The sequence below is a fragment of the Algoriphagus faecimaris genome (assembly GCF_900101705.1).
In the GTDB taxonomy this organism is placed as follows: Bacteria; Bacteroidota; Bacteroidia; order Cytophagales; family Cyclobacteriaceae; genus Algoriphagus; species Algoriphagus faecimaris.
The window spans coordinates 41,871-61,706 of the sequence record NZ_FNAC01000029.1 but is presented as its reverse complement, the minus strand read 5'-3'; the positions used below and the strand labels follow the sequence as shown (position 1 = coordinate 61,706).

Here is a 19,836-nt window from a genome sequence, read left to right as displayed (position 1 = left end):
TGAACAAGGAAAAGGTAGCATAAAAAAACAAAGGTCGGTTTTTACTGGAGGTTGAAACATCGTTGTGAAAACAACGAAACCCCGTACATGAAATTGACATCAGACGCTAAGCACACAGGAGTATTGCCGTGAGCATGAACATGAAAATTTAACTTCTTAGCGTCTTTTTATTCCTTTACCTAAAAATGAAAAAGAAACAAATTATAAACACATGAAATCGAGCATGACGTAGCCGTCACACACTGGTATGACTATCAACCATGCGAGATTCCATGTGACCTTTAAAATTCAATTATAGACACATGAAATTTATGATTTTCAGCAGTATTTTTTTTGGTATATTCCAAATCTATATCACTGAAAACCATGAAAAAACTCAACAAAGAAGATATCCCCCAGGAAGTCTTTGACCTCTACGATTATTACGCACACAATAAATTAGATCGACGCACCTTTGTGGAGAAGCTTTCGGCCTACGCAGTCGGAGGAATTACTTTGGCCACGCTGATGAGCACAATGATGCCGGACTACATCACTACCGCTACGGTACCGACTGATGACGAGCGAATGCAAAGTTCGGACTATGTACTTTATAATTCTCCAAAAGGTGGAGGACAGATCCGAGGCTTACTTTCCAAACCAGCAGGAGCTGGTAAATTCCCTGGTATCGTCGTAGTGCATGAAAACAGAGGTCTAAATCCCTACATTGAAGATGTAGGCAGAAGATGTGCTGTGGACGGATTTATTTCAATTGCCCCTGATGCCCTTTGGCCATTAGGAGGCTACCCAGGTACTGATGATGAAGGGAGAGATATGCAGCGCAATCGAACCCGAGAAGAAATGCTCGAGGATTTCATTGCCGCATATGAATACCTAAAGAACCATCCCGATTGTGATGGCAATGTTGGCGTGGTGGGCTTCTGTTTTGGTGGATGGATATCCAATATGATGGCTGTAAGATTACCCGACCTCAAGGCAGCAGTGCCTTTTTACGGAGGCCAACCTAGCGCCGAAGAAGCGGCACAAATCAAGGCTCCCCTGATGATTCAATATGCTAGCCTAGATGAGCGGGTCAATGCCGGCTGGCCTGCTTATGAAGAAGCGCTAAAGGCCAATAAGGTAGACTATGTGATGCATATGTATGATGGAGTGAATCATGGATTTCACAACAACACCACCCCCAGGTATGATGAAGCTGCCGCAAAGTTAGCCTGGGATAGAACTATAGCCTTTTTTAAGAAAAATCTAAAGTAAAGTCATAACCTATTTTGAGAAAGGCTTCCAATATCACGGAAGTCTTTTTTTGCTTAAAGCTCAAATAAGAACGTACCCGCACTCACTCCTCTTTATCTGAAGTGCGAAGCTAGATAGTATAGGGAGAAATTGGCCATGGATACTTCAAATGGTCTAGAATATCCTTAACTTTAAATTTTAGGAAAGACAAAATTATGCTCGAAAGTAAATTTAATATTGCAGTTCTCATTGACGGAGATAATGCTCAGGCAAAATTGATCAAGGAAATTTTAGAAGAAGTTTCAAAGTACGGAAAGGCTACCATTCGTAGGATTTACGGAGATTGGACTACGCCACATATGAATAGTTGGAAAGAAGTGATCAACCAGTATTCCTTCAATCCCATTCAGAAATTCTCCTATACTACAGGAAAAAACTCCACTGACAGCTCCTTGATTATAGATGCCATGGATATTCTCCACAGCAATTCGGTGGATGGTTTTTGTATCGTTTCCTCGGATTCTGATTATACCGGTTTGGCCAAACGAATCCGCGAAGAGGGTATGTTCGTGATGGGAATCGGGCGTAGAGTTACTCCTCAGGCCTTTGTTCAATCTTGTGAGATATTCACTTTTGCGGAGAATCTAGGAGAAGAAGAACAGGTAGAAGAGAAAAAATCTGAAAAGAGCACCGCTACCAAATCTTCCCATGCCAATGCGCACATCAAAAAGACCGATCCAAAACTTGACCTTCGGCTAATCGATCGAGCCTTTGAGATTTCCTCTAATGAAGATGAGGAGATCCATATAGCAAAAATCGGTGCTTCACTGCGGAAAATTGACCCGAGTTTTGACCCGAGAACCTACGGATTCAGAAATCTAACCGAACTTTTCAAAAGCTTGAAAAAATACATTGTGGTAAGAAACGAGGTAAATGGATTGAACTATCCCTTGGTAAAACTAAAATAAAAAAGCACCACCTCAATCAAGAAGTGATGCTTAGAGTAAGCGTACTCGGGTGATCAAACAACTTTAGGCTGTAAATCCTCCATCTACCACCATCGTTGCTCCTGTTATAAACTTGGATCTATCAGAGGCTAAGAACAGCGCCATCTGAGCGATATCGTCATTATCTGCATAACGTCCCAAAGGAATCATTTTCGTAAAGCCCTCTTTTACAGCTTCACCAGCTCCCGGTGCAAAACCATCCTCTAAAGAACGCATCATTCGATTATCTACCGGAGAGGGATGAATAGAATTGACCCGAATATTGTCCGGAGCACCCTCAAGAGCACCTGTACGCATCAAGCCAATAGTGGCATGCTTGCTCGCCACATAAGCAGAAACCTGCGCTGTGCCACGAAGCCCAGCAACTGAGGAAGTGATGATCACAGAACCGCCACCACCTTGCTTCAATGCAGGAAAACCGTATTTCATTCCCAACCAAACTCCTTTGACATTCACACCGATAACCTGATCAAACTTCTCCTCAGGGTATTCAATCATGGGCTTTACCACGCCCTCAACTCCTGCATTAAGAAATAATACATCGATTCTACCAAAGGCCTTCATTGATTCATCAATAAATTTCTTTACCTCTTCTGCCTTTGACACATCCGCTTCGATGAAGAGTGCGTTATTTCCCATCAGGCTCTCCTTGGCTTCTTGTAGACCTTCTTTACTGTAGTCGACTATTGCGACCCCAGCTGCACCTTCTTTAAAAAACAACTTGGCGGTTTCAAGTCCAATACCTCCGGAACCTCCTGTAATTACCGCAAATTTTCCTTTGATTTCCATGGTTAGATCGTTTTGATTGACTCCCTAAAAGTACCATAATATCAACCTTCTTTTCATGACAAAAATCAGTTTAAACAAGAAGATTAATCAATTGAAATTCAGTCTATTTTCTCAAATATAAGGTAGTGCTGAATGGGTAAAAATTTTCCGTTTTTTACCAATCTATAGCCGTTTTCCTTTAGCTCTTTTTCTGCCTGCTTTTCTGTCATCTTATGCAGCGGTTTGATGGGAATAGAAGCATCCTCACCGCGATACTCTATAAGTATGAGTTTTCCTCCTGATTTCAATGATCGCCGAATAGACTGTAGCATTTCCTTTGGGTAGGCAAGCTCGTGATAGACATCTACCATGATCGCAACGTCTATGGTATTTTCGGGAAGATTTGGTGAATATGAATTCCCTTTCACAGCTACCACATTTTGAAAGCCCAGTTCCTCACTTTTCTCATCTAGATACTTCAAAGCCTCATCCTGAATCTCTACAGCATATACCTTTCCCTTTGGTACTTTTGGCGCTATTCGGAAGATATAATACCCTGAGCCTGCACCGATATCAGCCACATTACTTTCCTCGGATATGGGTAAGTTTTTAATCGCCGCAGAAACCCCTTCCTCACGTTCACGGCTAGCTCGCTCTAGCCATTGCATCCCCTGAAAGCCCATGATCTGAGAGATTTCACGTCCCAAATAAAACTTTCCTGTCCCATCTCTACTGGGAGTTTGAAAACTGTAACTGTTTTCTTCCTTTTCATTTTGGGCAAATACAATGGACGGCTTGGAAAAAAGCCCAATAAAGAATAGTGAAATAAGGATTAGAGGTATGCTTTTCATCTTTACGCTTTTAGTAAGAAACTTGAGATTGGCTGACATGTTTTCACGCCTATCATTTCCTTTTACTTTCAATACCTTATTTTGAATTTGAAAAAGCCCATATTTTATTTATTTTTCAAAAAATCATCCGAATGAAAAAATTAGCTGCTATCGTTTTCTTTTTGACCCTAGTTAAAGTTCAAGGCCAAAACCTCCCCATTCAGCAACTGGATGAAATGACCGAGAGGCATTGGCAATTGGGTTTATCACTCCTACAAGAAATCGTTGCTATTCCTAATGACGCAGCAAAAGCAGAACAAATCGAACCCAATATTCAATGGACAGAAAACCAGTTTACCCAAAGGGGCTGGCAGACCATGCGATTAAAAACAGAAGGGGTTCCTTTGCTTTTAGTACAAAAGGAACAACAAGGAGCGGAAAAAACTGTACTTTTTTATTTTCATATGGATGGTCAGGCGATCGATTCCTCTAAATGGGATCAAGCCAACCCCTACCAAGGAGTGCTCAAGAAACAAAATGGAAACGGATCTTGGGATAGCCTTCCGCTTTCTCTACTTCATAAAGAGTACGACTCCGAATGGCGAATTTTTGCAAGATCCACCTCGGATGATAAAGGACCTGTCGCTATGTTTTTGACGGGTTGGGATGCTATTTCTGAAGCGGGATTATCTCCTAATTATTCTATTAAAATCATTTTTGATTTCGAAGAAGAACAGGGTTCTCCCAATCTTCCAGCAGCAGTCATCAAGCATCAAAAAGATCTCAAAGCAGATTTAATGCTAATCATGGATGGCCCTCGTCATATTTCCAACGAACCTACGCTTACTTACGGGGCAAGGGGAATTTCTGAAATGACATTGACCACTTATGGGCCGAGAGTTCCTCAACATAGCGGACATTATGGAAACTACGCTCCAAATCCTGCCCTGATGCTTTCCCAGCTTCTAGCCTCCATGAAGGATGAAAATGGCAGAGTGAGCATTCCAGGCTTCTATGATGGAATAAATCTTAGTGAGGAAGAAATGGCAATCCTGAATGCAGTACCCGATGATGAAACAACCATAAAAAGGAAAATCGGTATAGCCAGAACAGATCAAGTAGGCAACTCCTATCAAGAAAGTATTCAGTATCCGTCTTTGAATATACGTGGTATGTCTTCTGCCTGGGTAGGTCCTGAAGCAAGGACGATTGTACCCGCTACAGCAGTTGCAGAATTGGATATGCGTCTGGTTCCCGAGTCAGATCCAATTCGGCTTTTTGAGTTGATTGAAACCCATATAAAAAATCAAGGATTTTATATCATCGATCGAGAGCCTACTGAGGAAGAGCGTCAGATTCATCCCAAAATTCTTTCTATGAAAAAATCAATTTCGTATCAGGCCTTCCGCACTCCCATGGACTCGGAGGCAGGGGCTTGGTTGAGAAAAGCCATGAAAAGGGCATTTGAGAAAGAACCTGTTCAAATTCGTATCTCGGGAGGCTCAATCCCGATTTCTCCATTTGTGGATGCTTTAGGAATTCCAGCAGTCACTATCCCCACTGTAAATGCTGACAATAACCAACACAGTCCCAACGAAAATATACGTCTGGGTAATTACAAGGAAGGAATAAAAACTATTATTTCTGTTTTAACAGAACCCTTAAATTGAAGCAAACAAAAGATTAAGTTTACTTACCGAGGCATTTATAATTTGACTGCTTTTTCAATAAACTGCTTTTTTCTAGTAGCTAATTTTTCAAATCTATCGTGGTTTTGTTCGGTTTCTAGCGGACTTGTTAGTAAAGTTCCTCCTTGACAACGAGATGTGAATTCATTTTAACTTATTAACTAAGAAACAGATATTCATTTTGCATATTTTTTCTTAGCTTGTTTTTTCAGTTCATCAAACTATTCAGATATGAGGTTATTTTTTCTAACAATAAGCTTGTTTTTATATTTTATCTCTACTCAAAGGTTGGTAGCCCAATCACAAAATGATTTTGAAATCATCCTAAGCCAGGCTTTTAATGATTTTCAATCCAGTCCTTCAACCCAAGAATTAGATGAAAAGGCGCAGGATTGGAAAAGGCAGTTGAATCAAGATGGAAGCTGGAGTGACATAGACTATAAAGATACCTCCCCCACGGGCTGGCAACCGAAAAAACATTTGGATCGAGTGAGTTTACTAAGTAAAGCCTACACTAGAAAAGGCAGCAAACATTTTCATGAAAATGATTATTACGAGGGAATTCTATCCGCTTTGCGCTACTGGACAGAGGTCAAGCCGGCACCACGCTCTACTAACTGGTGGTGGTTAAGCATCAGCGTGCCTCAAGAGCTTGGTGAAATTCTCACTAGCATGAGATTTGCCGAAAATGGACTTCCACCCGCTCTCGAAAAAAATCTTTTGGAATGGATGAATCAAACCGTATCAACGGATAAATCACCCGGAAAAGATGGGTCAAATCTCACTGACATTGTTCAACATCGGGTAATTCAGGCAGCGCTAATTCAAGACGAGGAGCTTTTAAAGAAATCAGTTTCCCTAGTTTCAAAATCGATAAAGATCTCTAAAAGTGATGGGATCAAGCAAGACCTTTCCTTTCATGCCCATGGTCCAGAATTGTACACCCACGGATATGGAAGAGAGTTTTTATCAGGAATAAGAAATCTACAGATTTATCTCCGAGGAACTCAATATTCCTTCACAGAAGAGCAAATGAACTTAATCTCTGAATTCACCCGGAGAAGCTTTCTAAAAGTAACCCGAGGTCGATATGTGGACTACAGTGTATTGGGAAGAGGGATCGCCAGATCCAATGCCACGAGAGTATCTCCTGGAATCATCCGCCAAATCAAAGCCATAGATAAGCCCGAATACCGTACAGAATACGACGCAGCCTTAGCCAGATTGGAAGGAAAGGAAGCTCCATCCTTTAGTATTCAAGCAGAGAATTTACAATTCTGGAAGTCAGATTATATGGTGCACCACCGACCCCATTTTATGGCTAGCGTGAATATAGCTTCTAAGAGAACCATCAGAACCGAATCTGGAAATAAGGAAAATCTGAGAGGGCAATTTTTGACGGAAGGAGCCATGTTTTTGGCCGCAGATGGAGATGAATACTTCAATGTATTTCCTTTTTGGCATTGGTACATGATACCCGGAACTACCACACCTGCCAACAAAAATTTAAGAAAAAGGACCAATTGGGTGGCCGAACGTGGCAATGCAGATTTCGTCGGGGGTGTCAGTGATGGGCAGGATGGCATTTCTGTTTACCATATGAATGCCTACCGCACAGAAGCTAAAAAAGCTTGGTTTTTCTTCGATGACATAATTATTTGTCTGGGTTCCCAGATTTCGGCCGATCGGCCCGAACCCATCTACACTACTGTTAATCAATCTTTACTCAAAGGCCCAATTTGGATTAAAGAGGCGGAAGACTTTCAAGAATACACTCCTTTCACCGATTCTCCTTCGGAGATAAGCCTAGTCTATCATGACCAATTCGCATATTTTTTTCCAGATGGTCAAAAAGTTCAATTGACAGCGGAAAAAAGAGAAAGCTCTTGGTCTGAAATCAATGGAAACTCATCCAATAAGAAAATCGAAAAGGAAATTTTCAGTCTCTGGATAGACCATGGACTCAATCCAAAGGGGAGCTCTTATGCTTACTATATTTTGCCTGGTATCGAAAAAAACGAAGTCCTATCAAAATTTGAACGAACAGAAATAGAAGTCTTAAAAAACAGTCCTCAACTACAAGTTCTGATGGATCCATCTCTCCAACTGACTGGAATGGTCTTTTATGAAAAAGGAGATTTTGAATGGGATTCAAAAACTATTAGTCTAGATCAAGCTGGATTGGTATTACTTAGAGAAATCGATAGCGACCTGTATGAGATTTCCTATTCTGACCCCACCCAACTTCTGAAAGGAAAAATAAATTTACTTCTGAAAATCCGAGGTCAATCCCATTCACTCAGTTTCGACCTACCCACCGGAGAGTTTGCAGGCTCAAGTGTATGCCAGACACTTTCCATTAATTCTGTACTATAAAACTATACAAATACGGTGCTTTGTGAGATCCTCCTGAATAAAGCTTTTCATGACGCTCCAAAATTCCAAGACTAAGCATTTTTCGCTGGAAATTAGCCCGGTTTTGCTTTTCCCCTAGAATCGCCTCATATACTTGCTGCAGCTCCTTCATCGTAAATCGCTCCGGAAGTAAGTTGACCGACAGCAGCTTTTGGTCAAGATGGGTTCGAAGATGCTCCAAGGCCTTTTCTACAATATGATTATGATCAAAAAGAAGCTGTGGCACAGCATCTACATCATACCAGTCAATAGAGTCTGACAAAGCATCTGGCTGAGGTTCTACCTTGGTATAATCGATCAAAGCATAATATCCTACCGAGATGAAACGCTCAAAAAGCCAATGCTTTTCTGGAACTACTTTATGCTGAGCTTGGAGGATTTTTCTCATAGCTTCAGGCCTGACTCTCTCGAGCGAGCCAAAGGTGTAAAACTGCTCCAAGTAAATGGATTCCAAGCCTGTTCGCTCTCGCAAGCCGCGGCTTACCGCTTCATCTAAGGGTTCATTGATTTTCACAAATCCACCTGGTAATGCAAACCAGCCGGTATTGTGGTATTCCATGAGCAGAATTTTCAGCTTCTCTCCAGAAAAACCAAAGATCACAGAATCATAGGCTATATGAGGAAGATATTGAACAGCTTCTGGTAAAGACATAAGGCGATTAGAAAATTTCCTCAAATAAATAGGATTTCAGTCAAATACCAATTACTATTGTTTCAACATGAAACAATAAATTCTTGCTATGCGATCAATTTATGCACTGATATTGGCTTTTATTCTGCTGCAAGTGAATGCAAAAATGGCTTATACCCAAGGAAATAACACGTTTTCTGTCCGCGCTTCCACCCAACAGGGAATCATAGAAGGTCACTACGACACAAAAACCAACATCCAAAAATATTTTGGAATTCCTTATGCTCAAGCTCCTGTAGGAGATTTAAGATGGAAAGCTCCACAACCTTTATCTCCTTGGGAGGGAATAAAGGAGACAACTTCTTTTGGCCCCAGAGCAGTACAAGCTCCAATTTTTGGAGACATGAGTTTCCGCTCTGATGGAATCTCCGAGGACTGCCTCTACCTGAATGTCTGGACTCCGGCCAAAAAAGATGATAAAAACTTACCCGTATTAGTTTATTTCTATGGTGGAGGATTTTCTGCAGGTGATGGTTCCGAGCCCCGCTATGATGGAGAAAGTATGGCCCAAAAAGGAATCGTAGTCGTTACTGTCAATTATCGATTAGGGCTTTTCGGGTTTTTGGCTCACCCTGATTTGAGTAAAGAATCAGCCCAAGGAGGCTCAGGAAACTACGGGCTCATGGATCAGCAAGCAGCATTGACATGGGTTCAAAAAAATATAGCAGCATTCGGAGGTGATCCCAAAAAAGTAACCATAGCAGGAGAATCTGCAGGCTCGATTTCAGTTAGCTATCAAATGGCGTCCCCATTATCCAAAGACCTTATCGCGGCTGCCATCGGAGAAAGTGGAGCGGGAATAAATCCAACACTAGCTCCTATACCCTTAGATGAAGCGGAGCAAGTGGGAACTGAATTTGTGAAAAATGCAGGTTATGAAACCATTGCTGATCTTCGGAATCTCAGCACCAAAGAACTCTATGAGTTATTCATCGAATCAGGAAGGTTTGGATTCCCTGTGACCATAGATGGCCATTTTCTTCCCAAAACTGTAACTGAAATCTTTGAAGCACAAGAGCAGGCTCAAGTACCTTTATTGGCAGGATGGAATTCAGCAGAGACACCCGGACAAGCCTTTATGCAGGGCAGACCATACACAGAAGAAGCCTTTGTAGAAAAGGTAAAAGAAGTCTATCCCACTGACTGGGAGGAAGTGCTTGAGCTTCACCCACATCAAACCAAAGAAGAAATAGAATGGTCAGCTACGCATTTAGCCTCAGACAGATTTATCTCTTACAGCACATGGAAATGGCTTGACCTTCATTCAAAAAATTCTAACCAGCCTGTATACCGATACTTATACGCCAAGCTTAGGCCTCCTTTAAGAGATCCCAACTTGATCTCGGGACTGGCGGGAGGTACTATGGAATCCAACGGTCAGGAGGCGCCAAGAGCAATAGGTGCTCCACATGCCTGCGAAATAGAATATGCGATGGGAAATTTGCATTTGGTCAAGGATTATGCCTGGGAAAAAGAAGACTTTATCGTTTCCAAACAGATGCAGGAGTACTTCGCCAACTTCATCAAAACGCATAACCCCAACGGTGACAATTTAGTGCATTGGGAGCCCATGCAAAAAGGGGATCCAAACCCTTCTTATTTAATCATCGATACCGAATCAGCTGCAGCTAAATCCGAGGTGGAGCCCCGATATCAGTTTCATGATCGCTTTTTTGGCAACAAATAGGTAGTACTTAATTTCAAAGCCTGTTGTAGCTGGAGGAAACCGAAAGATTTCCTCCTTTTTTTTACTTTGAATCAATCACCAATACCCAATCCTGCTCCTCCTCTGAAGGAGGTGTATTCCAAACCTTTTGATTCAATCCAAATTCGGATAGAATAAATCTGCTTCCATCCACAGGATTGAACCAAAATGCAGTGAACCTCTCCCCTGCAAGCAAGGATAGGTCGAGGGTAAACTCCTGTGGATTTGCCAAATAAATGATAGCAAACTTCCCATCCTCATGGATGGCGGCGCGAATATGATTTTCACCCTCTGGATTAGCTGATACTATCAGTTCCTGGGCGGGAATTATAGATGCAAAAGACCGCATTTCAAAAAGTTTGCGGATGTACTTCATACTTTTAGCCCCGGGTCTGTTAAGAGCTTCTTTCCAATCTGTCAAGGTGGGAATGACAAAGGTCTCCCCCTTCTTGTGCATTTGCCACACCGCATTATTGCCATAGGTATATCCTGCCGCGCCAGCCAAAAAATCCCAATAGGCATGGACTCTGACGCTTTTACCATCAAAAAAACCTTTATCAAACCTATTTTTATCAATCAAGTTTCCATCTTCTCCAGTGATATCAGCAAACTCCCCCGGCTTAAATTCCATGTACTCCCAAAAGGCTACAGGAATATCCTCATAAGGAGGTTCACCATCTATGGTTGGCTTAATTGGGTTCCTGGCCCTATCCTTCCTAGCAAAATTGTAAACTGGGGTATAAAATTGAGCATGGCTACTCTGGTACATATTAAAGTCCATCCATTCTGCTTCATGGAGATAATCCCCACTTGATCGACTACCCCTTGGATGGTAAGTTAGAAGGTGCTTGCCTTTGTCTCCTTTTTTCAATCCTAAAGCCATAGCATCCCAAACTGTCCGTACCGTATCATTCGCAATATCGCGATCTCCTCCTAGGATCCAGACCAAGTTATCATCTTGATATCGATCCCCGAGGAATTCGCCAAAAATCCGGGCATTCTCTTCACCAAAAAGGATTGGGCCTGCACCTGGATGCTCTGAGTAAACTTTATCCCCCCAAGTGGGCAAGACCCCTATTAGCAATCCTAATTTATTTCCTTCTCGGATTATAAAATCAACATGCTGAAAAAAGGCCTCATTAGGCTGCTTTGGATCTAAGTCATGAAAAGGTAGTTCCCCGTAGGCATTGGGTGTCCTAACTCCATCACGCTCGGCCAAAATCACTGCTTGAATCACAGTGAATCCTTGCTCAGCTCTGGTGCTCAGGTAATGTATGGCTTCTTCTCGATCCAATTTGTGAAAAAGCTCCCATGCTGTATCGCCCAACCAGAAAAATGGGGTGGAGTCTTCTTCATTGATGAGGTATCGCTGATTGGGAGAAATAGCTAGCTGCTGCGAAAAAAGATCTGACAGAGAAAGAACAAAGACCAAAATAAACACTAAATATCGCATGGCTTACAAATTTTTATTTCCAGCGATGACCATTTTGATAGTCCCGTAATCATACTTCCCTTCGAAGTGCTCTCGGAGTTCTTTCATCCCCGAAAACTTATCAAGCTGATCCATGATTTCAAGAATTACTTCCTGAGGAAGACAGTCTTCCAAATCGATTCTTCCAGTTGCAATTCCATCTGCTAAATGCCCCTTAATGGTAGAGGCTGCGAGTCCACGATCCGAAGCGATTTCGGAAATCTTTTTTCCCGACTCAAACAATTTGAAAGTTTCTTCTTTAGAATCTCCTTTTTGACGCTTTAGCTTTGGTCCATCCGCTTTTTTTCTTCCGGTTTTTGATTTGATATTTTTTATTTTCTCATGGGATTTTTCTTTGGCTTGAGCGATGAGATTCCTTCTGAGAGCTAAAACCTCTGATTCCAAATCATCCATTTTATCGATTGTTTCTCCCTTAGAAATCACTTGAATCAATTTACTTATTTTATTGATTTCAAGCATTTTTCTTACCATTAACTCATCAATAGCTTCAAGTCCATCTTGGTATTTTTTGGTTCTTGAAAAATTGGCCACCATTCCTCTTTGCTCCAAAATTTTCCCCATTAGCTTTTTAAACAATTCCTTATAATAATCTACTCCTTTTTGGAGTCGCTCATTGAGTTGTTCGAATGCTTCTGCCTGAAGCAAGCCTTGCAATTGCCTTCGGAATTTCTCTGTGTTTTCTGTTTCTACTCGGAGATTTTCATACACCACCGGGATGGCAGCTTGCATTTCCACGTCTTCAAACTCCATACTGCTTTCCTGATTTTTTTGAAAGTATTCGATCTCTTTCAGAATGGGGACAAAGTCAAAAGTCCTTTCTATCAAATGCCTCAAAAATTGACGCTGATGAAGCTTGAGTAGTTGGTCTAATCGCTCTTGCTGATGTGAGGATTGAGAAAACTTCACCACCTGATGATCGGAGTAAATCAGATCCGACTGTATCCGACTGCGGAGAATCAACCCCTCCAGACTTCGTAGCCTACTGAGTGCCACATAGACTTGTCCGGGAGCAAAGGCCTGCCCCACATCGATGATCGCTTTGTCAAAAGTGAGCCCTTGACTCTTGTGCACAGTCACGGCCCAGGCCAACTTTACAGGGAAATGGGAATAGGTCCCAATTACATCCTCGTCGAGCTCCTTGGTGTCAGGATTCACCACGTATCGCTTATTTTCCCAAACCTCTTTTCGCAAAATAAAGGATTGATCGTCATCATTCATCTTGACGGTCACCTCGTCCTCTGTAAGCGCCGTCACCTTGGCCAGCTTCCCGTTGAAATACATACCCAGACCTGAAGTATCATTTTTGATAAACATGATCTGAGCACCTTCCCGGAGTTCAAGCTGCTTAGGCAGGGGATAAAGTGACTCTGGAAAATCTCCATCCAATTCTGCCTGATAGAGATAGGATTCCCCATCTAGGGCCTGTAGTTCTTTTTGATTGATCTGATCCGCTTTGTAATTGTGCGTGGTGATGGTAATGCAATCCTTTTCTTCCTTGATTTGGTCCTGATTTCTAAAGTGCCGATTGAGTAGCTGAATATCCTGTGGGGTGATTTCATTATTGCGGAGGTGATTTAAAACCTGAATAAACTCCTCATCCTGCTGCCTGAATATCTTGTCTAATTCCAGATACACCAAACCCGAGTTTTGCAAAGCCTTGGCCTCAAAAAAATGCATGCTATTGTAGAAGCGACTTAAAATCTGCCATTCTTGATCCCTAACAATCGGAGGCAATTGATACAAATCCCCTATCAAAAGCAGCTGAACACCCCCAAAGGGATCCCGAAAATTCCCCTTTACACTCCTCATCCTATAATCTATCGCATCCAAAATGTCTGCCCTGAGCATACTCACCTCGTCGATGACTAATAATTCGGCTGCTCTCAATACACTCTTGCGGAGCTGATTTAAAGGATGTTTTCTGGCTAGTGTATGTTGAGTATAAAAGCCATATTGATCTGTAAAATTACCTTCGGGTTCTCTGACGGGCAAAAAACTCCCCAAAGGAAGTAAAAACTGGGAATGAATCGTAACTCCCTTGGCGTGCAGTGCCGCAATCCCTGTGGGCGCCAAAATCACATGGCTTTTATGAGTTTGATGTGTCAGGTTCCGCAAAAAAGTGGTCTTACCTGTTCCTGCCTTTCCCGTCAGAAATATCGGGGCGACAGTGGAGTTTACAAATTGGGCGGCAAGTTTGATACGATCGGTAGATTCCTCTTTCATTTAACTAAACTACCAATTTTACTAAAAAAAACCTTCCTTTCCACAGAATAATATCAAGGATCTCTACTTAAACTGCTCCTGATACTTCATCGACTCTCCCTCCACTTTTCTGAGTGTAAAGTAAAATATAGAACCGTGACCGAACTCCGATTCAAACCAAAGTTCACCTTGGTGCTGTTCCACTATCTTTTTGCACTGAGGCAGACCAATTCCAGTACCTTCCACGCCATTGTTACCGGGCACTCTTTTAAACAAACTAAGCACCTTATCTTCATACCTAGGGTCCACTCCTACTCCATTATCCTCTACTGTAAATAGCCAAAAACGGTCTTCCTCATGTGCGGAGATCTTGATTAATGGATTTCGGTCCTTATGCCTGTATTTGATGGCATTCGAGAGCAGATTTTGAAACAAAAGCGTAATCTCCATTCTAAACCCTCTGATACTAGGTAGCGCTCCCACTTCAATTTCTGCCCTACTCGAGCTGATTTGGAAATGAAGAGTGTTCATTACTTCTTGTATTACTTCCTTACAATCCACCTGAGTCATCATCTCATTTTTACCGATTTTGCCTAAGGCGATCAGAGATTCTACCATTTGCTGAAGACGTTTCCCCGTAGAATGGATGGTCTGCATGTAATTCAAAAGTTGACCGTCATTCAGTTCACCGCTTCCAGACTCCATTTTTATCAACTCAGATATCCCAAGGATATTATTAATAGGCTCCTTCAAGTCGTGAGTGGCAATATACAAGCTGCTTTCAAGTTCGGATTTTTGGTTTTCAAGCATCCTCACGTATTGGTCCGCTTCCAGGCGACGCTGACTAAGGTCAGTGACATCTTGTATTGTCCCAAAAGTCTTATAGGCCCTACCATCAGCGGAATAATAGCTTTTTCCCCTGGTCCGCATGTAAGATATCGACGGGTTGGGTGAATTAACCCGATGGATAATATTATAAGGAATACGGTTTTTGATAGAGTTAGCAAAAGCCTTCCCAATAAATTCCTGATCATCAGGGTGGAAAATCTGTTCCAAATCTTTGAAGCTGCATTGTTCAAATTCCTTTCCAAGGCCCAAAAGATCCATCAATTCTTCCGATAAGATCAATCTGTCCTCTTCAATCAAATATTCCCAAGTTCCAATTCGATTGATGACAAATGCCTCATCAAGCCGGGCTTTCGCAGATTCCAGCTGTATTGAATTATTGATAAATTCTGAGATATCCCTAATAACTACCAGAATCTGATCTGAGTCCAATAAATTCTTTGTGGAGAAATTGATAAAAAATCGACGCCCTGTTTTGGACTTACCGTAGTACCTCAACCTCGTGGTCTTATGCCAATCTACCACCTGTCTGCTCAGATTCTCAATCAAATCCGACTGGGTAGGAGTTAATGGAGCATCGAATAAATCGATAAAATTAGCTCCCAAGAGCTCATTCAATTCAAATTCAAACATTGTCTCTGCCTGAGAATTGGCAGAAGTTATTTTGAGCGTACCGTCTAAAAACACTACCGCATCCGGAAAGGAGTGAATTAAAACCGAATCGACATAAGGCTTCGATTTCATCAGGCTGGAATTTAGAATTTGAACTACAAAATTACTGATAATTCGCCAAATAGTCGATTTTACGAAGAAAAACAACGGCACAAAAACATGATCTTAATCAGCATTTTGGGTTGAAAGAATTCAGCTGTGTAATCTTGGGTAAAGGAGTTTGGAGCCTATCTCGAAAACCTCAAAATACCTCCTCTTAAATTTCATATTACCACTTAAATTCATTAGTTTATAGTTCAATTTAAACCAACAAACTTTTAAACATGAACACTGAAGAAATCAAAGCAAAATTTAAAAGCGCACTCACTGAAGCCAAAACCAAGTTGGCTGATTTAGAAGCTAAAAGAGAAGATCTTTCCGATAATTTGAAGGCTGAATTTGATGAGAAGCTTGCCCAAATGAAAGCTAAAAAAGACGATCTGGAGAAGAAACTCGATCAGTTGGAAGATACTTCGGAAGACAAATGGGATGAGGTAAAGGATCATCTCAGTGACGCTGCAAGCTCATTTAAGGAAGGCTTTTCCAAATTGGGAAAGCTATTCGGATAAAAACTGAAAGCGGGTCAAACGATCCGCTTTTTTTATTTAATCATATGGGTAAAAGTGATTTCCTTAATGAGTAATTGGCTTAGGCTACTTTTCTAACTTAATTCCATTGTACTCCAAAAAATTTAACCAGAGTAGCTACATCTTTTTTCAGGACTAGTTTGTAAAGAGCTTGGCTGCTCCCACAGGGACAATTTCACCCAATCCCGTTTTAGTATTTTCCCACATGAAATTAAAAGGCCCTCTGTAGGGATTACGAACGCTGCTGAACTGTCCGATTCGATATCTTTTTTCTTGGGGAATGTTTTCTTTAGATACAGCAAAACCTGCCAAGACAGTCAGAATTCCACTTTTTTGATTTTGTCTATCTGGATTGAGCACCTCTACTTTTAAGCCCGAATAGTCAAACACAAATTTATTGGTAGCGCTTTTTGGGTTTCCTCTCATTTCTAATTTGAGATGGTGCAGCAAACCACTTCTAATTCGCATATGAGCAAGTCGCTCCAGGACAGGATTGAGGTGAATCAACTGAAAATCATTCATCTCCAAATCAAGATCAAAATACTCTTGATCAAAGGGTATAGTAAAATCAGCCTTGACCAGTCCTTTCTCCATAAATTCCGTTTCTACAGACATCCTCATAGCCCCTTCCAACTGAAGGGAATCGATAGATACCAAATTGGAAATATCAGCTTTAAAACGATCAAAAATCAATACTCCCGGCTCTTGATCCCCTTCAGGAACTTCCGCATAGCGTATCCTTGAATCCTCTATTCTTACCTCATCGATCTTTAAAGGTAAGGGTAAGGATTGGAGCATTTTGGCAAACATTGGCTTTGCGTCCTGATACTTCCTGGGAAGATTTTTATTTCGATAATCATATAAATCCAAGCCTTCCAACTTCGCCAATCCAGCAATAATAGACCAGTCACCGTATAAATTACTACTCGCATCTAGTTGCTCCACTTGGAAACGTCTCAAATCAAAACTAATGAAGTCCTGTTGGTAGGATTCCTTTAAAGCCATTTCAAGCATTGGCAGGGTATACGATAAGGATAAGCCTTCCATTAGTAGCAGTTTTGAATTATAGTCAAAGCTCATGGAGTCCATAGAAAAAGTCTGCTCTTTGGTCAGATTAAGTTTAAAATTCTTAAGACTGCTGGTAATTTGATCTACTTCGAAAGGAACCGGATGGGTTAGGATCAAATAGTCAGTTTTCAGCCCCAAGGCATGTATGTTCAAATCTGTAAATTGCCCAAATCGAAAGAGCGTATCCCGTCCAAAAAACAACTCGCCTGTTCCTCCACTAAGCTTAAAATCCTCAATTCTTCCCCTTTGTATCAAATCTCCAAATAGATTTTGAAAAGCTTGCGTATTATCTCTTCCTCCTGCTGTACTATCTTGTCTTACTAATCTAAAAGAGGGCTCTACCAAAGACAGCTCACCGATAGAAACCTGATTGTGGAGCAACAAATCCCAATACCTCACATCCAATAACTGTATCTGATGTATAGAACCATTGACTCGAATGCCTAAATCTGCTTGTAAGGGCACCAGTCGAATTGCGTTCAGCGCAATTTTTCGCCCAAGTAAATCAATGGCAATATCATCAAAAAGTAGGTCATACTTTCGCTCCTCATCTGCATTCAAAAGTTGCCGAACCTTATACTCCAGCCAATATTCTAGAGCAAAATTTGCCCCGACTAAAATTCCGAAAAAAAGGAAAACCCCAATGACAATTCGTTTCATAGGCTATTTTCTCAAAAGATACCAAGATTCTCGGTGAAATGGGTTGAAATACTAAAAGGGAACCATCATTTTAATCAGCTCACCTACTACCATTTGTAAAATTTGAATACAAATTCTTCAGTTTTTACCTAGTTTGATGTTATTTACCAATACAAACCCTACCAACTATGAAGCTTTTGATTTGCTTTCTCTTTACCCTTTTTACCACCATCACTCTAAGCCAAGCTTTGCAAGGAGATTTCACTGTCTTGACGTACAATATCTATCATGGGGCCAACCCGAATGATGCCGGAAAAACCAATCTCAAGGAAATCGCCAACTTGATCATGGACTTGAAACCGGATTTTGTGGCCTTACAAGAAATAGACAGCATGACCCTACGAAGCCAAGAGATCTTTGGGAGGAAAGTAGATATTATGCAGAAACTTGCCGCAATGACTGGCTACACAGGCTTTTTTGCCAAGGCAATGAATTTCTCAGAAGGAGGCTATGGAGAAGGACTCTTGGTAAAGGGGGAAGCAAGTTTCTATCCACAGCAACTCTCTATCCCTGCAGGTGGGGAACCCAGATCGGCTGTATGGGCTAAAATTTCCTTAGGAAATGGGAGAGAGTTTCTAGTAGGAGGTACCCATCTCTGTCATCAATTTGAAGAGAATCGCTCGGCTCAAGTCAGAGATTTGCTTTCCTATAGTCAATCCAGGGCTCTGCCAATTTTGTTGATGGGAGATTTTAATTTTTCTCCGAATAGTAGTTCTTATGATCTCATCCCTGATAATTGGGGTGACGCAGCACTAGATTTCGAACCAAAAACTCCTACTTACGGTAATGCTGAAACTGGAGAGCGAATTGATTACATTTTCTACGACAAGGAACAATTTGAAATCTTAGATTATAAAGTCATTACTGTCCCATACTCTGATCACTTTCCTGTTTGGTCAAAAATTAGAATGAAACGTTAAAGAAACCAATGGCTTTAAGCGTCCTAGAAATAGGTCCTGAAAAACAAAAACATTAAATAAAAACTCATGAATCGCATTTTCATTTTACTCCTCGCAGGCATAGGGCTTTGTCTTTTTTCTTGCGAAAATCAACAAAACAACATCTCTGACGGTCCGGAATGGATCCAACTCTTCAATGGGAATGACCTCGAAGATTGGACTGTGAAAATCCGAAAACATGATTTGGGTTACAATTATGGCAACACCTTTCGAGTAGAGGATGGCTTGATGAAAGTGAGATACGATGAATACAGTGATTTTGACCAGCAATATGGTCACATTTTTTACAAAGAGCCTTTTTCTTACTACCTCCTTCAGCTCGAATACCGCTTTGTCGGAGAGCAAGCTCCCGGAGGAGAAGGGTGGGCATGGAGAAATAGTGGAGCCATGCTTCATGGTCAAGCTCCAGAAACAATGCTCAAGGATCAAGACTTTCCTATTTCAATAGAGGCCCAACTTCTCGGAGGAAATGGAAGCGAAGAAAGAAGCACCTGTAACCTTTGCACTCCAGGCACAGAAGTATACTTAGCTGATACACTTTTCACTCCCCACTGCATAAATAGCAACTCAAAGACCTTTCATGGAGACCAATGGGTCAGTGTAAACTTCCTGGTTTTAGGGGGTGAAGCAGTTCATCATTTGGTAGAAGCAGACACAGTGTTTAGCTATTACAAGCCACAGATAGGTGGAGGAATGGTTAACCCAGTGGATGAAACGGTCAAAATTGACGGGAAATCCCTGACACAGGGATATATTTCATTACAAAGCGAATCTCATCCGATTGACTTCAGAAAAGTAGCACTTTTAGACTTGAGCCAGGTCAAAGATCAACCTTTGGAGATGAAAAAGTGGATAGATCAAGCACTGAATCAATAAGTCCAGAACACTATTATTACATACAAAAAGAGGCTATCTCTTAAACGCTGAGAGTCAAA

General features: G+C 41.4%; 15 protein-coding genes. 8 read left to right on the top strand and 7 right to left on the bottom strand.

Going from position 1 to position 19,836, the window contains the following annotated elements; genetic code table 11:
• Positions 1 to 366 precede the first annotated feature (366 nt).
• Positions 367 to 1,254, top strand: a complete 888-nt coding sequence (locus BLQ57_RS14495; protein ID WP_087940071.1) for a dienelactone hydrolase family protein — start codon at positions 367 to 369, stop codon at positions 1,252 to 1,254.
• A gap of 194 nt (positions 1,255 to 1,448) precedes the next feature.
• Positions 1,449 to 2,201: an NYN domain-containing protein gene (locus tag BLQ57_RS14490; protein WP_087940070.1), complete on the top strand. Its 753-nt coding sequence runs from the start codon at positions 1,449 to 1,451 to the stop codon at positions 2,199 to 2,201.
• A gap of 63 nt (positions 2,202 to 2,264) precedes the next feature.
• On the opposite strand, the gene BLQ57_RS14485 is transcribed toward BLQ57_RS14490, so the two are convergent.
• Both BLQ57_RS14485 and BLQ57_RS14480 read right to left on the bottom strand, forming a co-directional pair.
• Positions 2,265 to 3,029, bottom strand: coding sequence for an SDR family NAD(P)-dependent oxidoreductase (locus tag BLQ57_RS14485; protein WP_087940069.1), 765 nt, complete (start codon positions 3,027 to 3,029; stop codon positions 2,265 to 2,267).
• 98 nt (positions 3,030 to 3,127) lie between these two features.
• The gene (locus BLQ57_RS14480) at positions 3,128 to 3,859 is read right to left on the bottom strand and encodes a class I SAM-dependent methyltransferase (protein ID WP_087940076.1); all 732 of its coding nucleotides are present in this window, start codon (positions 3,857 to 3,859) and stop codon (positions 3,128 to 3,130) included.
• A gap of 131 nt (positions 3,860 to 3,990) precedes the next feature.
• Here BLQ57_RS14480 and BLQ57_RS14475 point away from each other — a divergent pair, with 131 nt between their 5' ends.
• Positions 3,991 to 5,508, top strand: a complete 1,518-nt coding sequence (locus BLQ57_RS14475; protein ID WP_087940068.1) for a M20/M25/M40 family metallo-hydrolase — start codon at positions 3,991 to 3,993, stop codon at positions 5,506 to 5,508.
• A gap of 249 nt (positions 5,509 to 5,757) precedes the next feature.
• Complete coding sequence (locus BLQ57_RS14470; protein WP_087940067.1) at positions 5,758 to 7,902, top strand: polysaccharide lyase 8 family protein; 2,145 nt, start codon at positions 5,758 to 5,760, stop codon at positions 7,900 to 7,902.
• Here BLQ57_RS14470 and BLQ57_RS14465 read toward each other — a convergent pair.
• Positions 7,886 to 8,593 carry an NUDIX hydrolase gene (locus BLQ57_RS14465; RefSeq protein WP_087940066.1) on the bottom strand — a complete coding sequence of 236 codons (708 nt, stop codon included), beginning with the start codon at positions 8,591 to 8,593 and terminating at the stop codon, positions 7,886 to 7,888. The genes BLQ57_RS14470 and BLQ57_RS14465 overlap by 17 nt on opposite strands.
• Positions 8,594 to 8,681: 88 nt before the next feature.
• Between BLQ57_RS14465 and BLQ57_RS14460 the strand changes: the two genes are divergently transcribed.
• Positions 8,682 to 10,319, top strand: a complete 1,638-nt coding sequence (locus BLQ57_RS14460) for a carboxylesterase/lipase family protein (protein WP_175444674.1) — start codon at positions 8,682 to 8,684, stop codon at positions 10,317 to 10,319.
• A gap of 61 nt (positions 10,320 to 10,380) precedes the next feature.
• Here BLQ57_RS14460 and BLQ57_RS14455 read toward each other — a convergent pair whose 3' ends face one another.
• The 3 genes from BLQ57_RS14455 to BLQ57_RS14445 form a co-directional block, all read right to left on the bottom strand.
• Complete coding sequence (locus BLQ57_RS14455; protein ID WP_087940065.1) at positions 10,381 to 11,790, bottom strand: glycoside hydrolase family 140 protein; 1,410 nt, start codon at positions 11,788 to 11,790, stop codon at positions 10,381 to 10,383.
• Positions 11,791 to 11,793: 3 nt separating this feature from the next.
• Entirely contained in the window at positions 11,794 to 14,052 is a 2,259-nt protein-coding gene (locus BLQ57_RS14450; protein ID WP_087940064.1) for a helix-turn-helix domain-containing protein, read from the bottom strand.
• A gap of 63 nt (positions 14,053 to 14,115) precedes the next feature.
• Positions 14,116 to 15,621 (bottom strand): PAS domain-containing sensor histidine kinase, encoded by a 1,506-nt coding sequence (locus tag BLQ57_RS14445; protein WP_087940063.1) that lies wholly within the window; start codon positions 15,619 to 15,621, stop codon positions 14,116 to 14,118.
• Between the two features lie 251 nt (positions 15,622 to 15,872).
• On the opposite strand from BLQ57_RS14445, the gene BLQ57_RS14440 reads away from it, so the two are divergent.
• Positions 15,873 to 16,157, top strand: coding sequence for a sll1863 family stress response protein (locus tag BLQ57_RS14440; RefSeq protein ID WP_087940062.1), 285 nt, complete (start codon positions 15,873 to 15,875; stop codon positions 16,155 to 16,157).
• Positions 16,158 to 16,310: 153 nt separating this feature from the next.
• Here the strand turns inward: BLQ57_RS14440 and BLQ57_RS14435 are convergent, their stop codons facing one another.
• A complete protein-coding gene (locus BLQ57_RS14435; protein ID WP_087940061.1) occupies positions 16,311 to 17,903 on the bottom strand; it encodes an AsmA family protein in 1,593 nt (530 codons plus the stop codon).
• A gap of 167 nt (positions 17,904 to 18,070) precedes the next feature.
• Between BLQ57_RS14435 and BLQ57_RS14430 the strand changes: the two genes are divergently transcribed.
• A complete protein-coding gene (locus BLQ57_RS14430; RefSeq protein ID WP_087940060.1) occupies positions 18,071 to 18,862 on the top strand; it encodes an endonuclease/exonuclease/phosphatase family protein in 792 nt (263 codons plus the stop codon).
• A gap of 66 nt (positions 18,863 to 18,928) precedes the next feature.
• On the top strand, positions 18,929 to 19,777 hold the full coding sequence (locus tag BLQ57_RS14425; RefSeq protein ID WP_087940059.1) for a 3-keto-disaccharide hydrolase: 849 nt from the start codon (positions 18,929 to 18,931) through the stop codon (positions 19,775 to 19,777).
• Positions 19,778 to 19,836 lie beyond the last annotated feature (59 nt).

Coding starts and splice junctions, on each gene's coding strand:
- BLQ57_RS14495 (WP_087940071.1), top strand. CDS start 367: ATGAAAAAACTCAACAAAGAAGATATCCCCCAGGAAGTCTTTGACCTC.
- BLQ57_RS14490 (WP_087940070.1), top strand. CDS start 1,449: ATGCTCGAAAGTAAATTTAATATTGCAGTTCTCATTGACGGAGATAAT.
- BLQ57_RS14485 (WP_087940069.1), bottom strand. CDS start 3,029: ATGGAAATCAAAGGAAAATTTGCGGTAATTACAGGAGGTTCCGGAGGT.
- BLQ57_RS14480 (WP_087940076.1), bottom strand. CDS start 3,859: ATGAAAAGCATACCTCTAATCCTTATTTCACTATTCTTTATTGGGCTT.
- BLQ57_RS14475 (WP_087940068.1), top strand. CDS start 3,991: ATGAAAAAATTAGCTGCTATCGTTTTCTTTTTGACCCTAGTTAAAGTT.
- BLQ57_RS14470 (WP_087940067.1), top strand. CDS start 5,758: ATGAGGTTATTTTTTCTAACAATAAGCTTGTTTTTATATTTTATCTCT.
- BLQ57_RS14465 (WP_087940066.1), bottom strand. CDS start 8,593: ATGTCTTTACCAGAAGCTGTTCAATATCTTCCTCATATAGCCTATGAT.
- BLQ57_RS14460 (WP_175444674.1), top strand. CDS start 8,682: ATGCGATCAATTTATGCACTGATATTGGCTTTTATTCTGCTGCAAGTG.
- BLQ57_RS14455 (WP_087940065.1), bottom strand. CDS start 11,790: ATGCGATATTTAGTGTTTATTTTGGTCTTTGTTCTTTCTCTGTCAGAT.
- BLQ57_RS14450 (WP_087940064.1), bottom strand. CDS start 14,052: ATGAAAGAGGAATCTACCGATCGTATCAAACTTGCCGCCCAATTTGTA.
- BLQ57_RS14445 (WP_087940063.1), bottom strand. CDS start 15,621: ATGAAATCGAAGCCTTATGTCGATTCGGTTTTAATTCACTCCTTTCCG.
- BLQ57_RS14440 (WP_087940062.1), top strand. CDS start 15,873: ATGAACACTGAAGAAATCAAAGCAAAATTTAAAAGCGCACTCACTGAA.
- BLQ57_RS14435 (WP_087940061.1), bottom strand. CDS start 17,903: ATGAAACGAATTGTCATTGGGGTTTTCCTTTTTTTCGGAATTTTAGTC.
- BLQ57_RS14430 (WP_087940060.1), top strand. CDS start 18,071: ATGAAGCTTTTGATTTGCTTTCTCTTTACCCTTTTTACCACCATCACT.
- BLQ57_RS14425 (WP_087940059.1), top strand. CDS start 18,929: ATGAATCGCATTTTCATTTTACTCCTCGCAGGCATAGGGCTTTGTCTT.